Raw genomic sequence first — 24,346 nt, 5'->3', positions numbered from 1 at the left:
CCCGGTCCAACGACCGGGGCCGATTCTGTTGCGGGCACATCGTCACGAGAGCGTGCCCATTGCCCTTTAGCGTTCCGCAGGCTGCACCCGGCAAGCCTCGGCTCGGGCGGCAGTGCCACGCAAACCCCTGATCCGTCGTCGAAAATTCCTTTCGTTACATTTCACGGAAACGGAACAGAACTGACGCGTGGCCGTCAGGTTCGCACCCGACAGTGCTGGATGGACTCCAGCATGCGGTGATCGCCCGTGACGGCGCAGCTCTTCTCCTATGCGAACCCCGGCGATCCGAAGGTCCGGCGCCTGACGATGGCGCTGCTCGAGCGGGCGCTCGGCGTCTCCCGGCTGACGAACGGCTACCAGCGCTGGCGCAGCGAACTCGAAGACCCGTCTGTGCGCACGTTCGATTCGATGCTCGAGCTGTGCGACATCGACCTCGTCCTCGCGGGCCGGTGGCCGCTGGCGCGGCTCCCGGACGGGCCGCTGCTGGTCGTCTCCAATCACCCCTTCGGGATCGGCGACGGCATCGCCTTGGGCGCGATCGCGGAACGCTTCGGCCGGCCCTTCAAGCTCCTCATCAATCAGCGCCTCGCGCGGGTGCCTGAGATCGAGCCCTACATCCTGCCGCTCTCCTTCGACGAGAGCCGCGAAGCCGTCGAGATGAACATCGCCACCCGGCATGAGGCGGTGCGGCTCCTGAAGGCAGGCGGGACGGTCGGGATCTTCCCGGGCGGTGGCGTCGCCACGGCGCCGCGCGGCTACGGTGCCGCGGAGGAGCTGCCGTGGAAGAAGTTCCTGCCGAAGCTCGTGCAGATGGGCGGGGCGAACGTGCTGCCGATCTACATGCACGGCCAGAACAGCCTGCTCTTCCAGGCGGCGAGCCGCGTCTCGCTCACCGCGCGGCGCGCGCTTCTGTGCCGCGAATTCGTCCGGCAGCTCGGCAGCCCCATCCACGTGCAGGTCGGCGAGGTGATGGCGCACCGGGAGCTCGCGGCGATCCGCGACCGCAACGCGCTGCTCGAGCACATCCAGCGCGCCGTTCTGTCGATGCGGCCGCACGATGCCCGCAGCAGCCGGCCGGCAATCCTCGACGCCAAGCGCCGGCATCCGCTGTGGAAGGAAGATGCCGTCTGCATGACCAACAGCCTGAAATGGCTGCGCGAGAAGCCGGCAGCGGGCGACGTGGCGGAGACGATCCTGCCGCGGTCTTGAGCCGACCGATCGCACGCGAGCCACGTCGGCGGCGCTGAGCGGGATGCGTCGCGGCCATCGCCGCTTCCAGGCATGGTACATGCAAGCGGCGCCCGCGTGCCTCACCCGGCCCGCGGCAACGCCGACGCGCGCGTCGTCAGCCGGTCTGGCCGGTAACCCTGTCGCCGCACACGCGAGAAGTCCCTTGCCGCGTTCCTCCCGGCCGTCAAAGATGCCCGCATCAGGATGTGACCGCCGCGCATGGCGCCGGCGATCACGGGAAGGCGCGAGCCGGGGAGAGTGCTCGCACCGGGCTGGTGACAGCACCGATGCGACGATTGTCTCGTGTCGCTGAAACGGAAAGACGTCTTGGCCGATCCCTACATCCGCTTCGACCATGTCACCAAGGCCTTCGGCGCCCTGACGGTTGTCGACCAGCTCGATCTCGACATCGCCCGCGGCGAGTTCGTCTGCCTGCTCGGGCCGTCCGGCTCCGGCAAGACGACGCTCTTGATGATGCTCGCCGGCTTCGAGGCGCCGACCGGCGGCCGGGTGCTGGTCGATGGCGTCGACATCGTGCCGCTGCCACCGCACCGGCGGAACATGGGCGTCGTCTTCCAGAGCTATGCGCTCTTCCCGCACATGAGCGTCGCCGAGAACGTCGCCTTCCCGCTCGAGATGCGCGGCGTCTCGCGCGCCGAAACGGCGGCGAAGGTCACCCGGGCGCTCGAGATGGTGCAGCTCGCCGCCTACAAGGATCGCCGGCCCTCGCAGCTCTCGGGCGGCCAGCAGCAGCGCGTCGCGCTCGCCCGCGCGCTCGTCTTCGAGCCGAGCGTCGTGCTGATGGACGAGCCGCTCGGCGCCCTCGACAAGAAACTGCGCGAGCAGATGCAGCTCGACATCCGCGCGCTGCACCGCGACCTCGGGCTGACGATCGTCTTCGTCACTCACGACCAGTCCGAGGCGCTGACGATGGCCGACCGCATCGCCGTCTTCAACCACGGCAAGATCGAGCAGATCGGCCCCCCGGACGCGATCTACGAGCGGCCGGCGACGCGCTTCGTCGCCGACTTCATCGGCGAGACGAACCTGCTCGAGGGCGTCACTCAGGCGGTCGGCGACGGCAGCGCCACCGTCCGGCTCGGCGACGGCCGCATCGTTACCGTCGCCGCACCCGCGGGACTTACCCCGCAGCAGCCGGTGACCATCTGCGTGCGGCCCGAGCGCGTCCGCCTCGGCGCCACAGCGGGAGAGCCGAACGCCTTCTCCGCCAGCGTGACCGACTGCGTCTATCACGGCGACCACCTGCGGGTTCACCTCAGCGATGCCGCCGGCAGCCTGGTGGCGAAGGGCGACCGTCACCGCGCCGAGTGGGCGGAGGGCTCAACCGTCACCGCCGCCTTCGCGCCGGCCGATTGCTGGGTGCTGCTGCGATGATGGGCGTGAGGCTGCGGGCGCACCTCGTCGCCTTCGCCCTGGTGGCGCCGCTGCTCGCCTTCATCGTGCTGTTCTTCCTGTGGCCGCTGGTGGCGATGACGACGGTTGCCGTCTCCGACCCAACGGTGGCGCGGGCGCTTCCCGAGACCTCGGCGGTCGCCGGCGACTGGGACCGCGTCTCGCCGCCACCGGCCGAGCTGCAGGAGGCGCTCGTCGCCGACCTGCGCGCGCTGGACGACCAGCAGGTGCTCGGCGACGTGACGCGCCGCCTCAACAGCGCCCAGGCGGGCTTCCGCACCCTGATGGGCAAGACGGTGTCGGCGGTGCGCGAGACGGAAGGGCCCGTCGACCTCGTCGCCGTCGACAAGCGCTGGGAGAACCCGGCCTTCTGGCGCGCCGTCGCCGACTATGCCGGCTCGATCTACACCGACCGCAACCTCCTCGCCGCCGTCGACCTCGAGCGCAACGTCGCCGGCGAGATCGTGGCGATGCCGGAGGGGAGCTCCGCCAACTTCGCCATCCTGGTCCGCACCTTCGTCGTGGCGGCGACGGTGACGCTCGGCTGCCTCCTGATCGGCCTGCCCTATGCGATGCTCGCCGCCGCGGTCGACGGCTGGCGGCGCCAGCTGCTGCTCGCCGCGGTGCTGCTGCCACTGTGGACGTCGCTGCTGGTGCGCACCGCCGCGTGGTTCATCCTGTTGCAGGACAACGGGCTCATCAACGCGACGCTGATGGCGTCCGGCCTCACCAGCGCGCCGATCCCGCTGATCTTCAATCGGCTCGGCGTTGTCATCGCCATGGTGCACGTGCTGCTGCCGTTCATGGTGCTGCCGATCTTCTCGGTGCTGCTCGCGATCCCGAAGAACCTGATGCCGGCGGCCGCCTCCCTCGGCGCCCACCCGGTGCGGGCGTTCCTGCGCGTGCTCCTGCCGCTCAGCCTGCGCGGCATCGTCTCCGGCTCGCTGCTCGTGTTCATGAGCGCCATCGGCTACTACATCACCCCGGCGCTCATCGGCGGGCCGCGCGACCAGCTGATCTCCTCGGTGATCGCCTTCTACGCCACCGGCTCCGCCAACTGGGGCATGGCGGGCGCGCTCGGCCTGGTGCTGCTCGCGGCGACGCTGGTGCTCTACGCGGTCTACGGGCGGCTGTCGGCCGACCGCACGGCGAGGGCCTGACGATGCTCGCCGCGATCAAGCTCCTGTTCGGGCTCGCCGCCGTCATCTTCCTGCTGGCGCCGCTGGTGGTGATCCTGCCGCTCGCCTTCACCGACAGCATCTTCCTCAACTACCCGATCCAGACCTACTCGCTGCGCTGGTTCGAGGAGCTTTCGACGGCGGAAGCCTGGCGGCGGGCGATCGTCAACAGCCTGATCATCGGCGGCGGCACGACGGTGCTGGCGACCGTCCTCGGCACGCTCGCGGCGCTGGGCCTGCGCGGCTCACGGTTGCCCTTCGCCGGGGTCTTCCGCACCGCCTTCCTGCTGCCGATGGTGGTGCCGGCGGTGGTGCTCGGCGTCGGCATGCAGATCTTGTTCGCGCGCCTCGGCCTCGCGTCGAGCTATGCCGGCGTCATCATCGCCCACACGGTGGTGGCGGTGCCGTTCGTCGTCGTCAATGTCGCGGCCTCGCTCGAGGGCATCGACCGGCGGGTGGAGCGGGCGGCGCTGTCGCTCGGCGCTTCGCCGACGGTGGTGTTCCGCCGCGTGACGCTGCCGCTCGCCATGCCGGGCGTCGTCTCGGGCGCCGTCTTCGCCTTCGCCACATCCCTCGACGAGGTGGTGCTGACGCTGTTCGTCGCCGGCCCGAACCAGCGGACGCTCGCCCGCCAGATGTTCTCCTCGATCCGCGAGAACATCAGCCCGGCGATCGCCGCCGCGGCCTTCCTGTTCATCGTCGGCACGATCCTGGTCGGCCTGCTCGCCTTGTGGGCCCGCTCGCGCGGCCGCCAGCGCGCCGTCGCCGGCGCGCCGGAGTAGCAGCGGCGGCGTCAGCGACGCCGCCAGCTTGCTTCAGGCGAGGCTTTCCGTCAGGCGGGCGAGCATGGCGGCGCGGTCGTGGCGGGCGGCGAGTGCGCCGGCCATGTCGACGGCTTCGAAACGCACCGGCAGGTTCGGCTGCATCTGGCCGATCAGGTCCATGTCGGCGGAGATCACCGTGCCGACCATGAAGTAGCCGCCGCCGGAGACGGCATCCCGGTGCAGCACGATCGGCTCGGTGCCGCCCGGTACCTGGATCGACCCGTACGGATACGGGCAGTCGACGACGTTCGACGGGTCCGAGCCCGCCCCGAAGGGCTGCTCGCGCTCGACGAACTGCAGCGGCCGGCCGCCCCGGAAGCGGTAGCCGATGCGGTCGGCCTCGGGCGCCACCTTCCAGGTGTCCTCGAAGAAGCCCTTCCCCGCCGCCTCGGTGAGGCGGTGCCAGTAGAGCCCCGGCAGCGCCCGGAGCACCACCGGGTTGCCGAGCCCGCGACGGAGATCGGCGGGAACGGAGCGGCCGGCGGCGACGGCCCGCTTCGCGGGTCCGATGGGAAGGCTGTCGCCCACCTTCAGCGGCCGGCCCTCGTGGCCGCCGAGCGCGCCCAGCGCATAGGTCGAGCGGCTGCCGAGCACCACCGGCACGTCGATGCCGCCGGCGATCGCGATGTAGCCGCGCGCCCCCGCCTTGAGGAAATCGAACGACAGCGTCTGGCCGGCCTTCACCGTAAAGGCCGTCCACGTCGGCTGCACCACGCCATCAACCTTCGGCGGCAGCTCGGCGCCGGTGACGGCGACGAGGGCGTCGGCGTCAAACTTGAGCTCCGGTCCCATGAACACGGCTTCCAGCACCGCGTCGCCGGCGTCGTTGCCGACGAGGAGGTTCGCGGCCGTCAGCGCATAGGTGTCCATGCCGCCGGAGACCGGGATGCCGAGATGGTAGTAGCCGGGACGCCCGAGATCCTGGACGGTGGTGGCCAGGCCGGGCTTCAGCACCTCGATCGCCATCAGGCACCTCCCAGAAGCGCGGCGTTGTAGGCGGTGGGATCCTGCTGGAACGCGTCGAGCGAGAACGTTACCTTGCGGATCCCCGGATAGAAGCGGCCGGCGGCCACCTCCTCCAGGTCGCGGTCGTATTCCTCGCGCGTCACCGGGTTGAACTTCACGATGTCGCCCGGCTTGAAGAAGATCATGAACTCCTTCAAGTAGCTGATCTCCTGCTTCGGGTCGTAGATCGGCATCGGCGTGATCCCGAACATCTGGTAGCCGCCGGCGCCGCGCACCGAATAGATGCAGCTGAAGCAGCCGCCGTGGCCGACGGTGAGCTTCGGCGTGTCGGTGCGCGGGCGCAGGTACTTCGGCACCTCGAGCTGCCGCTGGCGCTCGACCATCTGGTACATGAACGGCAGGCCGGCGACGAAGCCGACCATCGAGACGAACCACGGCGAGCCGGAGTGCGCCGCGATGAAGGCGTCGGCGCTCGGCAGGTCGTTGACGCGGGCGGCGAACTCGAGGTCGGTCGCCTTCGGGTCCTGGTGGCGCTCGCGGAAGCGCATCAGCGTCTCGTGGGTCCACGGGTCGTCGTAGAAGACCGGGATGTCGATGACGCGGGTGTCGATCACCGGCTCGGACTTGGCGGCCGCCGCCTCCAGCGACTTCAGCTCCTTCAGGAGGTCGTCGGGGGCGATCCTGTCGGGATCGAACTTGACGAGCGCCGAGGCGTTCGCCGGGCAGATCTCGGTGACGCCGGCGATGCGGCTGTCGCGGATGGCGTTGGTGAGCGACAGCCCCTTGAAGAAGGCCTCCAGAGACATCGCCTCGTCGAGCTCGATATAGACGTGCTCGTCACCGCCGAATGAGTATCGCGTCTGCATGTGGGGCGGATCTCCTCAGGCTTTCGCAGCATCGAGCGGGTTGGCTTCGAGCGGATTCTTCTCAAGCCATGGCTCCAGCCAGCGGGTGTGGACACGGCCACTCGCGACTTCCCCGTCGCGGGCGAGCGCCTTGTGCAGCGGGATCGTCGTGGCAATCCCCTCGACCGTGAGCCCGTCGAGGGCGCGCGCCATCGCGTCGATCGCGGCCTCGCGCGTCGCGCCGTGGACGATCAGTTTGCCAACAAGGGAATCGTAGAAGGGCGGCACCGCGTAGCCCTCGTAGAGCATGGTGTCGAAGCGGATGCCGTCGCCGTCGGGAACGACCAGCCGAGACACCACGCCCGGCGAGGGCATGAAGCTCTTCGCCGCGTCCTCGGCGTTGATCCGGCATTCCAGCGCGTGGCCGGTGATCGCGACGTCCTGCTGGCGGATCGACAGCGGGGCGCCGGCGGCGATGCGGATCATCTCGGCGACGAGGTCGACGCCGGTGATCATCTCCGTAACCGGATGCTCGACCTGGATGCGGGTGTTCATCTCGATGAAGAAGAACTCGCCGGTCTCGTCATCATAGAGATATTCGAGCGTGCCGGCGCCGCGGTAGCCGACCGACTTCGCCAGCGCCACGGCCGAGGCGCAGAGTTTTTCGCGCGTAGCCGCATCGAGGACGGCGGCGGGCGCCTCCTCCCAGACCTTCTGGCGGCGGCGCTGCAGCGAGCATTCCCGCTCGTAGAGGTGCACGGCGTTCGTGCCGTCGCCCATGATCTGCACCTCGACGTGGCGGGCGCGGCCGATGAAGCGCTCGAGATAGAGCCCGCCGTCGCCGAAGGCCGACTGCGCTTCCGCGCTCGCCTGCGGGATCAGGGTGGCGAGTTCGTCGGGCGTGTGGGCGACGCGGATGCCGCGGCCACCGCCGCCGGCCGACGCCTTGATCATCACGGGATAACCGACCTCCTCGGCGGCATCCCGCGCCGCCTGGAGGCCTTCTACGCGGCCGGGACTGCCCGGCACCGTCGGCACGCCCGCCTTCATCGCCATCTCGCGCGCCGTCGCCTTGTCGCCCATCAGCCGGATCGTCTCGGCCTTCGGGCCGATGAAGACTAGGCCACGCTCCTCGACCGCCTGGGCGAAGCCGGCGTTCTCGGAGAGGAAGCCGTAGCCCGGGTGGACGGCGTCGGCGCCGGTGTCGGCGGCGGCTTTCAAGAGCGCCTCGACGCTGAGATAGGACTTCGAGGCGTGCGCCGGGCCGATCTCCACCACCTCGTCGGCGAGGCGGGCGGCGAGCATGCCGTGGTCGGCCTTGCTCACCGCCTGGACGGTGGCGATCCCGAGCGACTGTGCCGCGCGGATGATCCGCACGGCGATCTCGCCACGGTTGGCGATGAGGATCTTGGTGACGGGCATGGGCCGTGCCGTCCCGGCGCTCAGTCTTCGAGCTCGCAGACCGGCTGGCCGGCCATTACCGCGTCCTCGTTGTCGAGCACGAACTTGACGTTCGAGCCGCCGACTTCGGCGACGACCGGGTTGAAGGTCTTCATCACCTCGATGAGGCCGATGGTCTCGCCCGCGGCCACCGAGTCGCCGTCCTGCTTGAAGGGCGGCTCACCCGGCGACGGGCTGCGGTAGAAGATGCCGGGGATGGGAGCCAGAACCGTCTTCACCGCCATGAGAAACCTCCGCCGCAACTGGAGCCGAGCATAGGGAAAGTTCGCGCCGGGAAACACCGGCCTCGTGCGAAATTATGGCGCATGGCGGGGGTGCCCGGCACCCCTTCGGAGAAGGGTCATTCCCGGCCTTGTGCCGGGAACCCATCTCACAGCGGGCGCGGTAGCCAACGATCCCGCAAGCGTTGCAGCAAGACCTGGATCCTCGGCACAAGGCCGAGGATGACTTGGTTGAGGGGAGTGGCGAGGAGTGGGATCGGCGGGGAGCGCGCGGCAGCGCAGATGTTCCGGCTCCAGCGACGCGCCGGGGCAATTTCCCATTTGACGGCCGCCTCCCCTCTCCCGACACTTGCGGGAGGCGACAGGCGAGGACTTCCGATGACGGTCTTGATCAACTGCGACATGGGCGAGAGCTTCGGGCTCTATCGCTGCGGCGACGACGAGGGGATCATGCCCCACATCGACATGGCGAACGTCGCCTGCGGCTTCCACGCCTCCGACCCGGTGGTGATGCAGAAGACCGTGCGGCTCGCCAAGGCGCATGGCGTGCGCGTCGGCGCCCACCCCTCCTATCCCGACCTGCAGGGCTTCGGCCGGCGCGAGATGAAGATGGGTCGCGAGGAGCTCACCGCTTGCCTGATCTACCAGATCGGCGCGCTGAAGGGCTTCCTCGACATCGAGGGAATGCCGCTCAACCACATCAAGCCGCACGGCGCGCTCTATGGCGTCGCCTCGCGCGATCCGGAGGTGGCGAACGCCATCGCCGACGCCGCCGTCTCGTTCGGCGTGCCGGTGCTCGGCATGGCCGGCACCCAGCACGAGAAAGTCTACCCCGCCCGCGGCCTGACCTTCATGGCAGAGTATTACGCCGACCTCGACTACAACGACGAGGGCATGGTGATCATCACCCGCGAGCACGACGCCCGCGACCCCGCCGAGGTGGAGCGGGCGATGACGCGGGTGCTCACCGAGGGCAAGGGCACCTCGATCAACGGGCGCGAGCTGCCGATGAAGGCGGACTGCGTCTGCGTCCACTCCGACACGCCCGGCGCCGACGAGCTCGCCCGCGCGGTGAAGCGCGCCGTCACCGAGTTCGAGAAGCGCGCCGCCTGAGACGCGGCTCTCGGTTCAGGGCTTTCCAAGGCACAAAGAGAAAGGGGCGAGCCGATGGCCCGCCCCTTCCTGTCGAAGCTAGTAGTCGTCGATTAGTCGCGCAGGATCGCCGCAACGAGGCGGTTGACCTCGGCCGACTTCTCCATGTGCGGCAGGTGGCCGACGGCGGCGAGCCGGTGCACGGTCACCGAGGCCGGCAGTCCGTCGGCGCCTGAGGCCGGCAGGATCTGGTCGCTCTCGCCGACGATCACCTGAACCGGCACCTTCGCACCCGCGAGCGCATCGCGCAGGCTGGCGTTCTGCTTGCCGCCCGAGAAGTTCGCCGCCGCGATCGCCGTCAGCGCCTCGGAGGCGCCGTCGAGGCGCTTGAACTTCAGCACGTCCTCGACCATGTCCGCCGTCACCATCGACGGGTCGGCGACGAGGAGCTCGATCACCGGCCGGAGCTTGCGCGCGCGGGACTCGCCCAGGAAGCCGTCGATGAAGCCCTGGTTGATGGTGCCGGCGATGCCTGCCGGCGCGACCAGCGACAGCGAGGCGACGCGGTCGGGATGGGTCGCGGCGATGTGGGCCGCGATGGCACCCCCGAGCGAGTGGCCGGCGAGATGGGCCTTCTTGATGTCGACGGCGTCGAGGAAGGCGACCACCGCCGTGGCGAGGCCGGCGACGGAACCGTCCTTCACCGCCTTCTCGGAGCCGCCGTGACCCGGCAGGTCGAGGGCGTAGACGGTGCGGCCCTCCGCGAGCGCCTCATGGTTGAAGAGCCAGGCGGCGTGGTCGGAGCCGAAGCCGTGGATGAGGACGACCGGCGTGCCGTCGCCCTCGCCGAGCTTCAGGTAGCGGATGCGGCCCGCGGCGGTCTCGACCACCTGCGGCTCCGGGGCGGCGACGGTGTTGTCGGCGGCCGCCGCCATGCTCTCCTGGAACTTCGTCACATAGGCGTCGATCTCCTCGTCGCCGACGCCCTTGTCGGCGACGACGGCGAGCAGAGCTCCGACCGGCACGACATCGCCCTCATTGATGACGCGGCGGCGAACGACGCCCTCCACCGGGCTCTCGAAGGCGTTGGCGATCTTCGTCGTCTCGATGTCGGCGATTTCCTGGCCGCGGGCGATCTTGTCACCCTCCGCGATGTTCCATTTCGACAGGGTGCCCTCCTGCATGGCGAGGCCCCACTTCGGCATGACGATCGGTTCGATGGACATCGGCGGTCTCCGGGAAATTGGAAGTTGGCGCGGGGCGCGGCCGCGTATTCGGCGCATCGTCCTCCCCCCTGGCAGGGGGGAGGACAGCCGGCGCAGCCGGCAGGTGGGGGCCCGTCGATCGGGGATGCGACGTCGATCGTGGCAGCCGCGATCTTCGGGCCCCACCCTGACCGCTTCGCGGTCTGTCCCTCCCCCTGGCAGGGGAGGGACGAGTCGTGCTTCTGTCTGCCGCCCTACTCCGCGGCGACCCGCTCCGGCATGCCGACGAGCTCGCGCACAGCGGCCTCGATCTTGGCCGGGCTCGGCACGTAGAGGTCCTCCAGCGCCGGCGAGAACGGCACCGGCGCATGCGGCGCCGTCACCATCCGCGGAGCCGCCTTCAGCTTGCCGAACGACCGCTCGGTGACGAGCGAGGCGATGTCGCTCGCCATCGAGCAGCGCGGGTGCGACTCGTCGACGACGACGAGGCGGCCGGTCTCCTCGGTGGTCTCGATGATGGTGTCGAGGTCGAGCGGCGAGGTGGTGCGCGGGTCGACCACCGTGCAGGTGATGCCCTGCTTGGCGAGGTTATCGGCCGCCTGGTTGGCGAAGCCGACCATCCGCCCGATCGCCACGATCGTGCAGTCGTCGCCCTCGCGGGTGACGTTCGCCTCGCCGAAGGGGATGGTGTAGGGCTCGTCGGGAACCTCCATCTCCTCGTCGTACATCACCTTGTGCTCGAAGAAGATCACAGGGTCGTCGTCGCGGATCGCCTGGATGAGCAGCCCCTTCGCCTCGTAGGCGTTCGACGGCACCACCACCTTCAGCCCGGGAATGTGGGTGAAGAGCGAGTAGAGGCACTGCGAATGCTGCGAGGCGGCGCGGAAGCCGCCGCCGTACATGGTGCGCACGACGAGCGGGGTGACCGCCTTGCCGCCGAACATGTAGCGGAACTTCGCCGCCTGGTTGAAGATCTGGTCGAAGCAGACCCCCATGAAGTCGACGAACATCAGCTCGGCGATCGGACGGAGCCCGGTCGCCGCGGCGCCGGCGGCGGCGCCGACGAACGAGATCTCGGCGAGGTGGGTGTCCATCACCCGGTCCGGGCCGAACTGGGTGTAGAGGCCCTTGGTGACGCCGAGCGGGCCGCCCCAGGCGTCCTGCTGGCCGGGCGCCCCGGTGCCGCCGGAGACGTCCTCACCCATCAGGATGACGCGCGGATCGCGCTCCATTTCCTGACGCATCGCCTCGTTGATGGCCTGGCGATAGCTCTTCTTGGGCATTGTCCACTCCCCTCAGTAGCGCACGTAGACGTCGGTCATCAGATCGGCCTCGGTCGGCATCGGAGCCGCCTTGGCGTCGACCAGCGACTGCGCGATCTGGTCCGCGACCTGCTTGTCCACCGCGTCGAATTCCTCCGGCGCGATCAGCGACGCCTCGACGACGCGCTGCCGGAAGATCTTCAGGGGATCGTGGTTCGCCCTGAGGTTGGCGACCTCGTCGGGGGCGCGATAGGTCATCGCGTCGCCCTCGAAGTGGCCGTAGTGGCGGCCGAGGCGGACGTGCAGCAGCGACGGACCGCCGCCGTTGCGGGCCCGGTCGATCATCTCGCCGGCGGCCTCGTACATGGCGAAGAAGTCGAAGCCGTCGACCTCCTTCGAGGGCAGGCCGAAGCCGGTGGCACGACCCGTCTGGCTGCCGCCGACCGACCACGAGGAGGCGGTCGATTCCGCATAGCCGTTGTCCTCGGCGACGAAGACGATCGGCAGGTTCCAGATCTTCGCGAGGTTGTAGCTCTCCAGGATGGCGCCCTGGTTGGAGGCGCCGTCGCCGTAGAAGCACACCGCGACGCCGCCGGTCTTCAAGACCTTGGCCGTCAGCGCCGCGCCGCAGGCGAGCGGGCCGCCGGCGCCGACGATGCCGTTCGCACCGAGCATGCCCTTCGACAGGTCGGCGATGTGCATCGAGCCGCCCTTGCCGCCGCACAGCCCGTCCTTGCGGCCGAAGATCTCCTTCATCATGCCGTCGACATCGCAGCCCTTGGCGATGCAGTGGCCGTGGCCACGGTGCGTCGAGGCGATGGCGTCGCGATCGGTGAGGTGCAGGCAGACGCCGACGCCCGACGCCTCCTCGCCGGCGTAGAGGTGCACGAAGCCGGGAATATTGCCGGCCGAGAACTCGTCGTGCACGCGATCCTCGAATTCGCGGATGGTCCGCATCCGCGTATAGGCGGCGAGAAGCGTCTCGCGCGGAAGCTGCAGTGCGCTTGACATGGTTTCCTCCAACTAGGCCCCGTGAACCGCCGTGCTTCGGCACCCGCCCGGGTGGGCGCCGTCACGGTCTTCAGACTGGTTGCCGCCAGGGTGGGCGGCCGTCGTCCGTTCGTCGCAAAAGCTGATCCGGCGACCCGACATCGTCAAGGCACCGCGCCTTCGCCACACCTGTTGCGACCGGACAGAGCCGCTCACGTCAGCGCCTTGCCGTTGCTCGCATCGAACAGGTGCAACTTGGTATTGTCGACAGTGACGAAGATCGGCGCGTCCATCTCGCCGCGGAAATCCGCCCCGGTCTTGGCCAGAACCCGGCCGCCCTGGAAGGCGACCTCGACGAGCGTGTCGCCGCCGAGCGGCTCCACGGCATAGATAGTGCCCGCCATGCAGTCGCCCGCGGGCGCCGAACCGGCGACCTGCAGCGCCTCGGGACGAATGCCGAGCCGCATGCCGCCGCGCGTGCCGTTGAGGCGGTGGCGGTGGGCGTCGGACAGGCGCACGCGGAACGCGCCGCAGCGCACCTCGAGGTCCGTCTCAGAGCCCGCCGTGACGACTTCGGCATCGAGGAAGTTCATCGGCGGCTCGCCGACGAAGCTCGCCACCCACTCGTTCGCCGGATGGTTGTAGATCTCCTGCGGCGTGCCGATCTGCTGCAGCACGCCCTCGTTCATCACGGCGATGCGGTCGGCCATCGACAGCGCCTCGAGCTGGTCGTGGGTGACGTAGATCGTCGTCGTCGCGAGCTCACGCTGCAGGCGCTTCAGCTCGCCGCGCATGTGGCCGCGCAGCTTGGCGTCGAGATGGCCGATCGGCTCGTCGAACAGGAACACCTTCGGCGAGCGGACGATCGCCCGGCCGATCGCCACACGCTGCTTCTGGCCGCCCGAGAGCTCCATCGGCCGCCGGTCGAGGAGGTGGCCGATCTGCAGCATCGCCGCCGCCCGCTCGACGCGGGTCTTGATCTCGGCAGCCGGCATGCCGCGCAGCTTCAGCGCGTTCGCCATGTTGTCGCCCACCGTCTTGTGCGGATAGAGGGCGTAGTTCTCGAACACCATCGCGATGTCGCGGTCCTTCGGCGGCAGCTCGTTGATGCGCTTGCCGTCGAAGGTGATCTCGCCAGCCGAGATGTGCTCGAGGCCCGCCAGCATCCTCAGCGTCGAAGACTTGCCGCAGCCCGACGGGCCGAGGACGCAGAGGAACTCTCCGCTCTCGCAGGAGAACGACAGGTCGCGGACGGCGGGCACCTTGCCGTACATCTTCCAAACTTCGGCGACTACCACCTTCGTCATCGTTCCGTCGAGCTCCCTGTCCTGTCGCCCCGCGGGACGTCTTGTTCTGGCTCAGCCGCGCACGGCGCCCATGGTGAGGCCGGTGACGAGGTACCGGCGGATGACGAGCCCGAGCAGCATCATCGGCAGCGTCGTGACGACGCCGGCGGCCATGATCTTTCCCCACTGGATGTTCTGCGGCTGCACGAGGCCGCTCGTCGCCACCGGCAGCGTCTTCGCGCCGCCCGACCCGATGATCGAGGCGAACAGGAAGTCGTTCCAGGCGAACAGCACGCACAGCACCAGGAACGCCCCGATCCCCGGCGAGACCAGCGGAATGATCGCCTTGAAGGCCTGCAGCCGCGTGCTGCCGTCGACCATCGAGGCCTCCTCGATCTCGTAGGGCACGTTGTCGAAGAAGCCCTTCAGGATCCAGATGGCGAACGGCAGGTTGAAGGTGGTGTAGGCGATGATCAGGCCGGGCGTGGAGCCGACCAGGCCGCCGTAGCGGAAGATCGCGAACAGCGGCACCATCACGGCCACCACCGGCGCCATGCGGGTCGAGATGATCCAGAAGAACAGATCCTTCTTGCCGCGGAACTCCGCCCGCGACAGCGCGTACGCCGCCATCGAGCCCAGCACCACCGAGATCGCCGCCGAACCGAGCGCGCTCGCCACGCTGTTGAAGAAGTAGGTGCCGAATTTCTCCTGGGTGAAGAGATCGACATAGTGCTTGAAGGTCGGCGTGAATTCGAAGAACACGCCGACGCCGGACCAGTCCCCCACGGCCGGAAGCTTGAAGGCTTCGAGCAGATCCTTGATGGAGGAGACGAACATGATGAAGATCGGCAGCACCGTCCAGATCAGGAAGAGGACGACGAAGACGGCCGAGGCGACGCCGGCGAGAACCGAGGCCGGCGTGCGGTAGGTGACGATGTCCCGCGAAGCCATGGTCGTTCCTCAGTGCTTCTGCTGCAGGCTGGGCTGCGTGAAGGCGCTGACCAGCACCATGCCGATGACGATGGTGACGACGAGCAGCGTGAAGGCGATGGCGGCGCCGTAGCCGAGGTTGAAGTTCGTGAACGACACCTCGAACAGGTAGACAGGCAGGACCTTGGTCGAATTCGCCGGTCCGCCACCGGTCAACCGCAGGATCGCGTCGATGAAGCGGAAGTTGTCCATGAAGCGCAGCAGCACGGCGATCAGCAGGAACGGGTAGAGGTTCGGCAGCACGATCGCGAAGAAGTTGCGCACCGCGCCGGCGCCGTCGACCATGTGCGCCTCGAGTTGGTCCTGGGGAACGCGTTTCAGGCCGGCGAGCGCGATCAGCGTGATGAGCGGCGTCCACTGCCAGGTATCGACGACGACGATGCCGATCATCGCCGTGGACGTGCTGCCGAGGATAGATGTGCCGGAGAGGATGCCGAGGCTCTGCAGCACCCAGTTGTACCAGCCGAAGGTGCCGTTATAGAGGTAGAACCAGACGAGGCCGGCGATCACCGGGGCCATCATCATCGGCATCAGGAAGACGGTGACGAGCGGCTTTTCCCAGCGCGAGTTGTTGAGCACCAGCGCGAGCAGCAGACCGAGGCCGACCTGCAGGATCATGCACGAGGCGCTGTAGACGACGAGAAGCTTCCAGCCCTCGAGATAGCGCTTGTCGGACAGGAGCTTGGCGTAGTTGGCGAGACCCACCCAGACGTCCGGCTGGTTCGGCGACATCGAGACCTGGTGCAGGCTCATGTAGATGAGCCAGAAGAACGGATAGAGCGAGATCGCCGCGAGCAGCAGGATCGCCGGCGCCAGCAAGTAGAGGTAGTAGCGCTGCGACGGCGCGACGTTGAGGCGCGCGGGCGCGGCGGCGGGCGGGCGGAAGTCTGTCGTGAGCGTCTGCAGCATGGCGGCGTCCGGTTCCGGAACGGTGAGGCGCCTGGGCCGCCTTGCGACGGCCCAGGTTCACGGTGTCCTGGGCCGCCTCGCAGCGGCCCCGGTTCACGGTCGGCTTGGGAGCTCAGGCCTCGTTCAGCTCGTCGAGCTGGGTCCGGATCGCCTGGCAGGCCTCTTCCGGAGAAGTCTGCCCGGACAGGCAGCGCTGCAGCTCGGACGCCAGGATCTGGTGATACTCGTTCGCCTTCGGGATCTTCGGGCCGAGCACGAAGTTCGGGTCGAGAATGCCGTAGTCGTAGACGGCGTCGAAGGTGAGGGCGTTCGGCATCGCCGTCGGCCGCTCGCGCGCCGCACCGACCTCCGGGATCTCCAGCACCGTCTTGCGGGTCGGCGTACCGCCGAGACCCTTCAGCACCGAGAACTGGTTGTTGGTCGACACCGCCCAGCTGGCGAAGATCCACGCCGCCTTCTGCAGGTCTTCGGAAGCGTTGGCGTTGATGCCGATGCCGCCGATGCCGCAGTTGGTACCGTTCACCGCCTCGCCGCCATTGACGATCCAAGAGGGCTCGCCGCGCGGGCACGGCGCATAGGCCGTCTTGCCGTCGGCCGCCGCCGACGTCTTCGGGTCCTCCACCGACGCCGCGAACTCGTGATACTGCACCTGCATGGCGATCTGGCCCGCCTGGTAGACGGTGTTCAGCTGCAGCGTGCCGTTCGCCAGGTTGTCCGGGTGCGAGTTGTCGGCCTGTTCCTTGAACTTCTCCATGATCAGCACCGACTGTGCATCACCCCAGTTGGTCTTGCCAGGGGTGCGGCTGCCGAGCTTGTCGTCGACGTTGAAGTCCGTCCAGCGGCCGTGTGCGAACAGCATGCGCTGGATGTCGAGCTGCGTCGTCCACGCGAACGAGCCCTGATGCTGGGCATAGCCGTACGGGATCGAGTTGTCCTTCTCGTGCATCATCTTGAAGAACTTGGCGATGTCGTTGACCTGCTTCCAGGTCGTCTCCTTGGTGAACTCCAGCCGGTAGCCGTAGTCCGCCTCGAAGTCCTTCGTCATTTTCTCGAAGAGATCCTGCCGGTAGAACGTGCACGCCACCGCGGCGTCATAAGGCAGCGCCACCAGCCTGTCGCGGGTGTAGTAGTAGCCGCAGGCATCGAGGAAGTTGTCGAACCACGCCTCGGCGCCGTAGCCGTCCTTGTCCTGCGGCAGCGAGTCGTCGCCGATGAACTTCGACATGTCGGCATAGAACTCGGCGAACGGGGCGCCGATCGGCTTGTCCTGCACGTAGTTCAGCTGGAAGTCGGCGCTGCCGCCGCGCAGGTCGATACCGACCTTCTGCTGCACGACCGGCAGGTCGTCCGTCAGGATCTCCACCTCGATGCCGGTGAGATCGTAGAAGGCCTTGAGGTTGTCGCGGATGGCGAAGGACGGCGGCGTGTTCTCCGACATGAAGACGAGCTTGGAGCCGGAGAACTGCTTCCACTTCGCGTCGTCGGACGACTGGGCCTGCACGCGCGTCGAGACGATGGTCGAGCCCCCGCCGACGATGAGGCCGCCGGCGCCGAGGCCCGCGACCAGAGCACCACCACGCTGCAGGAATTCACGACGGCTGACGCGGCGCCGCCGGACGGCACCGTTGATCGGACGAAACATCGCTTCTCTCCCCAGTATTGCTTGTTATGCCGGCGTATTCACCGGCGTCCGGTCCGGGTTTTCCCGGCCGGTCCGCTTGGGACTTCTCGAGTGGGCCGAAGAGCGGCCCCTTGGGCACTTTCCCTTCCTGGACGACCTCGGTGGCCCCTCGCCTCCACCGTGTTGGACGAGCAGGCGACCGGCATGGACCGTAGAGCCGGCGAAAACCTCCCTCCGAGGCACGCCTTCTTATCCCGCCTCGACAGTTCCCGCGAAGCAACCATGCGTCTTGCACTGCAGCAAGACAGCGAGAGAGCGGCGAGACAGTCCCTCAATTCAGTCCACGATCATCCAAGCCCCGGGGTCGGTCAATTGTCGCAGCGCGCCACACCTGTTGCAGGAGATGCAACGACGGTGGCTGTCAGGGCCGGCGGTTTGAGCTATGGTCGGCTGACGCAGAGTTCCGGCCGCAGAGCCGGGGGACCGCCCGAAGAGGCGGCCACTGCGCGGGAGGACGAGAGATGGTGCATGCGACGCCAGCCACGGCGCACGCGAGGCACGTGGAGACGTGCCTCGACGGCGGCCGCAAGCCAGCGCTTCCGCCACGAGCCCTGATCATCGATTCCTGGAAGCGATGTGCCTCGCAGTACCGGCTCGATCCGTCGAAATCGGAGCGCACGCGCATCCTGACCTCGTCCGAGCTCAAGGATTTCCGCGAGCCGATGTCGCCCCTGATGCGGATCGCGCGGCCGATCCTCGAGGACCTCTACCGGCACCTCGAGCCGATCGGCTACTGCGTGCTGTTCACCGACCTCAACGGCGTCGCCTTCGACTTCCTCAACCACCCCTCCCTCGATGCCGAGCACCGCACCGCCGGGCTCTATCTCGGCTCGGTGTGGACGGAGGAAACCGAGGGGACGAACGGCGTCGGCACCTGCATCGTCACCGGCCGGCCTCTGACCGTGCACCGCACCGACCACTTCCGCTCGAAGAATGCCGACCTGTCCTGCACCGTGGCGCCGGTGTTCGATCCCGACGGCGCCTTCGCGGCGGTCCTCGACGTCTCCACCGCCCGTCCCGACAAGGGCGGGGCGACGCGCTATGCCGAGCACCTCGTCGACGTGACGACGCGCCGGCTCACCAACGCCTGGTTCCGCGAGCGCCACCGCGACCGCTGGGTGCTGCGGCTCTTCCCCGATTCGGAAAACCTCGACCCTGCCCGCGAGAGCCTGCTGGCGCTCGACCACGACGGTGCCGTCGTCGGCATCTCCGACACCGCCCGCCGCCTGCTCGCCGACCAGCGGCCGGCGATGGCACCGCCCGGGCGGCGGGCGCTGGCGGCCGCGAGCCGGCGCAAGGGCGAGGCACGGGGACCAGCGTCCGGCGGCGCGGCCACGACCGACGCGGCGCTGTCGACGTGGCTCAGCGCCCTCGGCACCCTGCATGACGGCCCGCGCCACCTCGCCCCGCCGTCCGGCACCGGGCGGCCCCTCTATCTGATCCCGATGGCGCCGGCCCGCGGTGGCCGGCGCACCGTCGTCGTCGGATCTGCGGAACTGGATGATTCGCTGGACGCCCATGCCGGGTCGGCGACGAGCGCCGGACTGACGGCAAAGAGCGACCCAGCCGCAATGGCTGTTCCGGCCACCCGCCGGGCCGCCACCGACGGCATGGCGGCGGATGGCGGTGTCGCGTCCCTCCTCGCCGCCTTCTGTGGCACCGACCCGCAACTGATCGACGCCGCCCGGCTGGCGCGGCGGGCCCGCGACGGTGGCGTGCCGCTGCTCGTCACCGGCGAGACCGGCACCGGCAAGACGAGCTTCGCGCGTGCCCTGCACGCCGACGGACGCGGCGGAATCCTGGTCGAGGTCGCCCTTGCCGGCCGCGATGCCGCCGAGACGGAGCGGCTCATCGCCGAGGCGCTGGGTTCGGCGGCGACGATCGTCCTCGACGACATCGGCGAGCTGCCGGACGCCACCCAGCAGGCGCTGCTGCGTCAGCTGAAGCGGCGGGAAGCCGACGGCCCGGCGCGCCGACCGATGCTCGTCAGCACGGCGCAGCAACCGGTCGCGGCCCTGCAGTCTGTCGTGCGGCCGGACCTGTTCTTCCGCCTCGCCGGCGCCCACGTCGCCCTGCCGCCGCTCAGAACGCGCCGTGATCGCGCCGCGCTGATCGAGGCGGTGCTGGGCGAGCTCGCCGGCGACCGGCCGATCGCCGATCGGACAAGGGCCGTCGCCACGCTCGCGGCGGCGCCCTGGCCCGGCAACCTGCACGAGTTGCGCTCCATCATCAGCCTCGTGCTGGCAACGGGGGACGACGAGGCGCTCGAGCCGGTCTTTCGCGAGTTCGTCGCCGCCGAAGAGGACGCGGTGCGGCCGCTTGCGGGCGATTTTGGCCGCCACCCCTCGTCCGGATCGGGGCCGATCGTCGAGCAGGCGATCGACGACCTCGAGCAGTTGCTGGTTTCCAACCACTGGTGCGTCTCGCGCGTCGCCCGCCTTCTCGGCGTCGACCGCTCGACCATCCACCGGCGCATGAACCGCTTCAACCTCGTGCCGCCGCAGCGCCGCGCCTGACGCGGCGGCACGCTCACCCGCCGTCGCGAGCGCGGCGGCCCCAGTCGGGGTCGCCCACCCGCCGCAGCAGCCCCTCCAACTCGGCGACCACCCCGTCATAGGGCCGGCGGTCGCCGGGCCGGTGGAACCTCAGGGCGTCGAGATAGGCCTCGGCGCGGAGGATGTCGCCGCGCAGTTCCACCACGGCGGCATCGAGCCGTTGCGGCGGCCCCGCCGCATCGTCGTCGAGACGTAGCCCCTGCACGCCTCGCCAACGGTCGAGGAGGTGGTCGAACACCGCGTCGACCTCGTCGCGGGCGACCCGCGTTGGCGTACCCCTGTCGTCCAGTGCCGTTGCGAAGGCCGGATCGTCGAGGGCGTCAGCGGCCGCGGCCACCGTCGCGCCGGACGGCCCCGCCTGGCGCAGCACGAGCAGTCCGGTGACGGCGGTCGTCACCGCGATCACGAGGGCCGTCCAGCCGCCATCGGCCAGGAGCACCACGGCTGCTCCGCCGAGCCCGGCCGCGAGGATCGCCGCGCCGATCGTCCGCTGTCCCATCAGGTCCTCCGGAGGCGAGCTTCGCGCGATCGGCGCCGGCCGGCAATGGCCCGAAAGCGAGGCCGCCCGCCGCCACCGCGGCGGAGAGCGGCTCAAGACGCGGCGACGAGCCAGTGATACCCTCCGCGGCCCCGAAATCGGTGGCGGTGGAGGCGTGATGGCGCGCGAAGTGTTGATCGTGACCGGCGGCAGCCGCGGTATCGGCGCCGCCGTCTGCCGCGCCGCGGCGCGCGATGGCTATGACGTCTGCCTGAGCTTCGTCGAGAACGCCGCCGCGGCGGACGCCGTCTGCGCCGACGTCGCCGCCGCCGGCGGCCGGGCGACGGCCGTGCAGGGCGACGTCGCCGATCCGACGTTCGCCGTGCGTCTGTTCGATGCCTGCGCCGAGCGGCTCGGGCCGGCGAGCGCCCTCGTCAACAATGCCGGCGTCACCGGCGGCATCGGGCCCTTCCGCGCCACGACGGTGGAGACCATGCGCCGGGTCCTCGCCGTCAACCTGCTCGGCACGATGATGTGCGCCCAGGAGGCGGTGCGGCGCTGGCTGGCGGACGGCACCCGCGGCCGCATCGTCAACCTCTCCTCGATCGCCGCCACGGTCGGCGCTCCGAACGAATACGTCCCCTATGCGGCCACCAAGGCGGGCGTCGAAACCTTCACCGTCGGCCTCGCCAAGGAGGTCGCCACCGCCGGCATCCGCGTCGTCGCCGTCGCCCCGGGCGTCATCTACACGGACATCCACGCAAGCTCCGGCGAACCCGACCGCCCTGCCCGCGTCGTCTCCCGCGTCCCCATGGCCCGCGTCGGCGAGCCGGAGGAAATCGCCGAGGCGATCGTCTGGCTGCTGTCGGAGAAGGCCGACTACGTGACGGGCACCGTGCTCCGCGTGAGCGGCGGCGTCTGAGGCAAGCCCTCAGACGCAGACATCCACCCACGTCGCGCCGGTGATCTCGGCCATGCGGCCCGGGGCCACGCGCACGGCGGCGTTCACCGCGCCCGCGGCCGGCACGACGACGTCGAAGGCCTTGAGCGACACATCGCAATAGACCGGCAGCGGCGTCGCCAGGCCGAACGGGCAGACGCCTCCGACGGGATGGCCGGTCGCGGCCAGCACCTCGTCCGGCCCGAGCATGCGGGGCTTGCCGCCGAAGGTGGCCCTCGCCTTCTTGTTGTCGAGGCGCGCCAGCCCGCCTGTGACCACGACGAGCGTGCGGTCGCCGACGCGAAGCGCCAGCGTCTTGGCGATCTCCGCCGGCGTGACGCCGAGGCCGGCGGCGGCGAGCGCAACCGTGGCGGTGCTCGCCTCGAGCTCGATCACCTGAAGGTCGGGCGCTGCTTCGGCAAGGTGGGCGCGGACGGACGCGAGGGACATCGGCGGCTGGTCTCCGAGGCGAATTTCCGGGGAGCGCACGATACACGCGGACCGGCGACGCGAAAGGGCGTCGGGCATCTGGCCGGGCCGACGGCGGATCAGGTCGCAGGCGCCTGCGGCCGCCTCGCCAGGGCGGCGAGGAGATCGGTCTGGGTGACGAGGCCGAGCAGGCGCTCCTGCGGCCCGGTGACGACGACGGCATGGGTGCGGCCGTCCGTCATCGCCTCGATCAGCGACAGCGCCGGTGTCGTCGCCGCCGCCGTCGCCGGTGGCCGCATGACGTCGCCGACGCACGTGCTTGCCCCGGCAAGGTCGCGCAGGCCGACGATGCCGAGGATGCGCCCGTCTCCGTCCACCACCGGCAGCACCCGGACGCCATGGCGCAGCAGCAGCGCCGTCGCCGCCGCCGCATCGGCCCCGGGCGCCACCGTGACGACGTCGCGCGACATCAGGTCGGCGCAGGTGAGATCGGCGTGGGTGCGCAGCAGCGCCTGCCGTTCGACCTCGCGCAGGACCTGTTCGAGATCGCTGCGGTCGATATCGAAGGTCTCGCCGAGGCGCGCCAGCGCGGCATCGACGTCCTCGGCCCGGAAGCCGGTGCGCTGCGAGGGCGGCGGGTCGGCGGTGCCGACGGTGTTCGTCACCGGCGCGGGCGCCCGGTGCGGATAGCTGCGCCCGAGCAGGCGATGGAAGACAAGGCCGATCGCCACCAGCACGACGGAATCGAGCGCAACCGGCGTCAGCGCGAAGCCGTAGCCCGCAGCGGCCACCGCCGGTCCGCCGATCACCGCCGTGACGGCGACGGCGCCGCCGGGAGGGTGGAGACAGCGAGCCAGCGTCATGGCGATTATCGCCAGCGCGCAGGCGAGCCCGGCAGCCAGCGCCACATCGGGAACCAGCGACGCGACCAGGATGCCGACGAGGGCGGAGATCGTGTTGCCGCCGACGATCGACCACGGCTGTGCCATCGGGCTCGCAGGGATGGCGAAGAGCAGCACGGCGGAAGCGCCCGCCGGCGCCATCAGCACCGGCAGCGACGGGTCGAGGCCGAGGCCGGCCGCTCCGATCGCTGCCGCCGCGGCGACGCCGAGAAGCGCCCCGACACACGCGACGGCGCGCTCGCGCAGCGTCGCGCCGGCGAGGATCGGCACGAAGAAGCGCAACGAAGCGTGAGGCTTGTTGGTCATTGGACGGTCCAGCAGGCGGGGGCCGTTCCCACATGCCGCTGTTCGGCCGGCGGCGCCAGCAAACCTGTTGCCCGCTGCACGCTCAGCCGGGGAACGTCATTCCAGCACAGTCGCGGCGATCCGCGGCGCGAGCGCCGTCGGGCCCGGCGTCGCAGACCCGGCACGCCCTACTCGAGGTCGCGGACGAGATCAATGAGTTCCCGACCCTCGTCGCCCGCCTCCTTCAGAAACAGCTCGAGAAAGACCGGCTGCAGGGCAGCGCGCAGCGCTTCGATCTCTTCGTCCGTCGCCACGTGGACATTCACGCCGCGCTCTCGCAGAAGGACCTGCGCGGCGGATGACGCTGCCTCGGATTGCGTCACCGCCAACCGCGACAGGTTCTCGCCGGCTTGCTGGAACGCATTCTTCAGGTCGTCGTCCAGATGGTCATACCATTTCTGATTGACGTAAGCGTTGGCGTAGACCGAGATCAATGGCAAGACGACCATGTGGTCATGCTGCTCGTAGAGGCGCGCCGTCGCCGCGACGGCGACGTCGGTCATCGCAGAATCGATGATGCCGACCCGCATCGCCTCGTAGAGCTGGCTCGAGTCCATGGGAAGGGTTCGCGCCCCCAGCGACTGCAGTGTTCGATCGAGCACCGGAATGCGGCCGCGCATGCGCAGGCCGGCGAAATCCTCGGGCCGCAGGATGTGGCGCCCCTTCGACGTGATGACCGACCGGTTGGTCAGGAACAGCCAAGCGACCGACTTTACGCCCTTTTCGCGCATCTCCTCTTCGAGGACTTCAACCGCCTGCGAACGTGCCCACCGGCGCGGGATGTTCGGCGACGCCGTCATGAAGGGCGCGAGCGTCACGGTCATCAGCGGCAGCGTGCGCGACCACTGGAAGTTCAATGAGAACGCACATTCGATGTCACCCCTGGCGACCGCGACGATGTTCTCGTCCGGCTCGAAGAGGTTTGCGCCGCCGACCACGTCGATCTCGATACGCCCCTTGGAGAACCGCTCGACGTCCGCCGCCCAGCGGTCGATCAGGGTCGTGGCGTAGTGCTGCGGCGGAAACTCATGGCTGCACCGAACCGTCTCGGCCGCCGCGATGACCGGCATGCACACGAATGCGGCGACCAGCACCGCACTAAGTCTGACCCCCACTCCCCCCACTTCGAAGTCTCCAATACTGA

General features: G+C 69.3%; 22 protein-coding genes. 7 read left to right on the top strand and 15 right to left on the bottom strand.

What is annotated here, in order from left to right; genetic code table 11:
- Window positions 1-246 precede the first annotated feature (246 nt).
- The 4 genes from RUR49_RS04665 to RUR49_RS04650 all read left to right on the top strand — a co-directional run bounded on the left by RUR49_RS04665 (window position 247) and on the right by RUR49_RS04650 (window position 4,603).
- The gene (locus RUR49_RS04665; RefSeq protein WP_409145140.1) at window positions 247-1,209 is read left to right on the top strand and encodes a lysophospholipid acyltransferase family protein; all 963 of its coding nucleotides are present in this window, start codon (window positions 247-249) and stop codon (window positions 1,207-1,209) included.
- A gap of 348 nt (window positions 1,210-1,557) precedes the next feature.
- Window positions 1,558-2,625: an ABC transporter ATP-binding protein gene (locus tag RUR49_RS04660; protein WP_409145139.1), complete on the top strand. Its 1,068-nt coding sequence runs from the start codon at window positions 1,558-1,560 to the stop codon at window positions 2,623-2,625.
- Window positions 2,622-3,803 carry an ABC transporter permease gene (locus RUR49_RS04655; RefSeq protein WP_409145137.1) on the top strand — a complete coding sequence of 394 codons (1,182 nt, stop codon included), beginning with the start codon at window positions 2,622-2,624 and terminating at the stop codon, window positions 3,801-3,803. Before RUR49_RS04660 ends, RUR49_RS04655 begins: the two co-directional genes overlap by 4 nt.
- Before the next feature lie 2 nt (window positions 3,804-3,805).
- Window positions 3,806-4,603 carry an ABC transporter permease gene (locus tag RUR49_RS04650; RefSeq protein WP_409145135.1) on the top strand — a complete coding sequence of 266 codons (798 nt, stop codon included), beginning with the start codon at window positions 3,806-3,808 and terminating at the stop codon, window positions 4,601-4,603.
- Between the two features lie 33 nt (window positions 4,604-4,636).
- Here the strand turns inward: RUR49_RS04650 and RUR49_RS04645 are convergent, their stop codons facing one another.
- The 4 genes from RUR49_RS04645 to RUR49_RS04630 are packed head-to-tail and all read right to left on the bottom strand — an operon-like array spanning window position 4,637 to window position 8,141.
- Window positions 4,637-5,611 (bottom strand): biotin-dependent carboxyltransferase family protein, encoded by a 975-nt coding sequence (locus RUR49_RS04645; RefSeq protein WP_409145134.1) that lies wholly within the window; start codon window positions 5,609-5,611, stop codon window positions 4,637-4,639.
- Window positions 5,611-6,477 (bottom strand): 5-oxoprolinase subunit B family protein, encoded by an 867-nt coding sequence (locus RUR49_RS04640; RefSeq protein ID WP_409145132.1) that lies wholly within the window; start codon window positions 6,475-6,477, stop codon window positions 5,611-5,613. The genes RUR49_RS04645 and RUR49_RS04640 overlap by 1 nt, the downstream gene beginning before the upstream one ends.
- Before the next feature lie 15 nt (window positions 6,478-6,492).
- The gene (locus RUR49_RS04635) at window positions 6,493-7,878 is read right to left on the bottom strand and encodes an acetyl-CoA carboxylase biotin carboxylase subunit (protein ID WP_409145130.1); all 1,386 of its coding nucleotides are present in this window, start codon (window positions 7,876-7,878) and stop codon (window positions 6,493-6,495) included.
- Between the two features lie 20 nt (window positions 7,879-7,898).
- Window positions 7,899-8,141, bottom strand: a complete 243-nt coding sequence (locus RUR49_RS04630; RefSeq protein WP_409145128.1) for an acetyl-CoA carboxylase — start codon at window positions 8,139-8,141, stop codon at window positions 7,899-7,901.
- Between the two features lie 375 nt (window positions 8,142-8,516).
- Here RUR49_RS04630 and RUR49_RS04625 point away from each other — a divergent pair, with 375 nt between their 5' ends.
- Window positions 8,517-9,251 (top strand): LamB/YcsF family protein, encoded by a 735-nt coding sequence (locus RUR49_RS04625; RefSeq protein ID WP_409145127.1) that lies wholly within the window; start codon window positions 8,517-8,519, stop codon window positions 9,249-9,251.
- 92 nt (window positions 9,252-9,343) lie between these two features.
- Here RUR49_RS04625 and RUR49_RS04620 read toward each other — a convergent pair whose 3' ends face one another.
- From RUR49_RS04620 to RUR49_RS04590, 7 genes are all read right to left on the bottom strand, one after another.
- Window positions 9,344-10,456 (bottom strand): acetoin dehydrogenase dihydrolipoyllysine-residue acetyltransferase subunit, encoded by a 1,113-nt coding sequence (locus tag RUR49_RS04620; RefSeq protein ID WP_409145126.1) that lies wholly within the window; start codon window positions 10,454-10,456, stop codon window positions 9,344-9,346.
- A 233-nt stretch (window positions 10,457-10,689) separates the two neighbouring features.
- Complete coding sequence (locus RUR49_RS04615) at window positions 10,690-11,718, bottom strand: alpha-ketoacid dehydrogenase subunit beta (protein WP_409145125.1); 1,029 nt, start codon at window positions 11,716-11,718, stop codon at window positions 10,690-10,692.
- A 12-nt stretch (window positions 11,719-11,730) separates the two neighbouring features.
- Window positions 11,731-12,708 (bottom strand): thiamine pyrophosphate-dependent dehydrogenase E1 component subunit alpha, encoded by a 978-nt coding sequence (locus RUR49_RS04610; RefSeq protein WP_409145123.1) that lies wholly within the window; start codon window positions 12,706-12,708, stop codon window positions 11,731-11,733.
- A 191-nt stretch (window positions 12,709-12,899) separates the two neighbouring features.
- Entirely contained in the window at window positions 12,900-13,994 is a 1,095-nt protein-coding gene (locus tag RUR49_RS04605; RefSeq protein ID WP_409145121.1) for an ABC transporter ATP-binding protein, read from the bottom strand.
- Window positions 13,995-14,045: 51 nt separating this feature from the next.
- Window positions 14,046-14,924 carry a carbohydrate ABC transporter permease gene (locus tag RUR49_RS04600; RefSeq protein WP_409145120.1) on the bottom strand — a complete coding sequence of 293 codons (879 nt, stop codon included), beginning with the start codon at window positions 14,922-14,924 and terminating at the stop codon, window positions 14,046-14,048.
- A gap of 9 nt (window positions 14,925-14,933) precedes the next feature.
- Window positions 14,934-15,872, bottom strand: coding sequence for a carbohydrate ABC transporter permease (locus tag RUR49_RS04595; RefSeq protein WP_409145119.1), 939 nt, complete (start codon window positions 15,870-15,872; stop codon window positions 14,934-14,936).
- 112 nt (window positions 15,873-15,984) lie between these two features.
- Window positions 15,985-17,514, bottom strand: a complete 1,530-nt coding sequence (locus RUR49_RS04590) for an extracellular solute-binding protein (RefSeq protein ID WP_409145117.1) — start codon at window positions 17,512-17,514, stop codon at window positions 15,985-15,987.
- A 500-nt stretch (window positions 17,515-18,014) separates the two neighbouring features.
- Between RUR49_RS04590 and RUR49_RS04585 the strand changes: the two genes are divergently transcribed.
- The gene (locus tag RUR49_RS04585) at window positions 18,015-20,069 is read left to right on the top strand and encodes a sigma-54-dependent Fis family transcriptional regulator (protein ID WP_409145116.1); all 2,055 of its coding nucleotides are present in this window, start codon (window positions 18,015-18,017) and stop codon (window positions 20,067-20,069) included.
- Window positions 20,070-20,082: 13 nt separating this feature from the next.
- Here the strand turns inward: RUR49_RS04585 and RUR49_RS04580 are convergent, their stop codons facing one another.
- Window positions 20,083-20,607 carry a hypothetical protein gene (locus RUR49_RS04580; protein WP_409145114.1) on the bottom strand — a complete coding sequence of 175 codons (525 nt, stop codon included), beginning with the start codon at window positions 20,605-20,607 and terminating at the stop codon, window positions 20,083-20,085.
- A gap of 157 nt (window positions 20,608-20,764) precedes the next feature.
- On the opposite strand from RUR49_RS04580, the gene RUR49_RS04575 reads away from it, so the two are divergent.
- On the top strand, window positions 20,765-21,508 hold the full coding sequence (locus RUR49_RS04575) for an SDR family oxidoreductase (protein WP_409145112.1): 744 nt from the start codon (window positions 20,765-20,767) through the stop codon (window positions 21,506-21,508).
- A gap of 9 nt (window positions 21,509-21,517) precedes the next feature.
- On the opposite strand, the gene RUR49_RS04570 is transcribed toward RUR49_RS04575, so the two are convergent.
- The 3 genes from RUR49_RS04570 to dctP all read right to left on the bottom strand — a co-directional run bounded on the left by RUR49_RS04570 (window position 21,518) and on the right by dctP (window position 24,296).
- The gene (locus RUR49_RS04570) at window positions 21,518-21,976 is read right to left on the bottom strand and encodes a YbaK/EbsC family protein (RefSeq protein ID WP_409145111.1); all 459 of its coding nucleotides are present in this window, start codon (window positions 21,974-21,976) and stop codon (window positions 21,518-21,520) included.
- Between the two features lie 98 nt (window positions 21,977-22,074).
- Window positions 22,075-23,163 carry an HPP family protein gene (locus RUR49_RS04565; protein ID WP_409145110.1) on the bottom strand — a complete coding sequence of 363 codons (1,089 nt, stop codon included), beginning with the start codon at window positions 23,161-23,163 and terminating at the stop codon, window positions 22,075-22,077.
- Between the two features lie 167 nt (window positions 23,164-23,330).
- Entirely contained in the window at window positions 23,331-24,296 is a 966-nt protein-coding gene (dctP, locus tag RUR49_RS04560; protein WP_409145109.1) for a TRAP transporter substrate-binding protein DctP, read from the bottom strand.
- Window positions 24,297-24,346 lie beyond the last annotated feature (50 nt).

Source organism: Pseudoxanthobacter sp. M-2 (assembly GCF_046156265.1).
In the GTDB taxonomy this organism is placed as follows: domain Bacteria; phylum Pseudomonadota; class Alphaproteobacteria; order Rhizobiales; family Segnochrobactraceae; genus CAMDHY01.
This window is presented reverse-complemented; position numbering and strand designations above follow the sequence as displayed.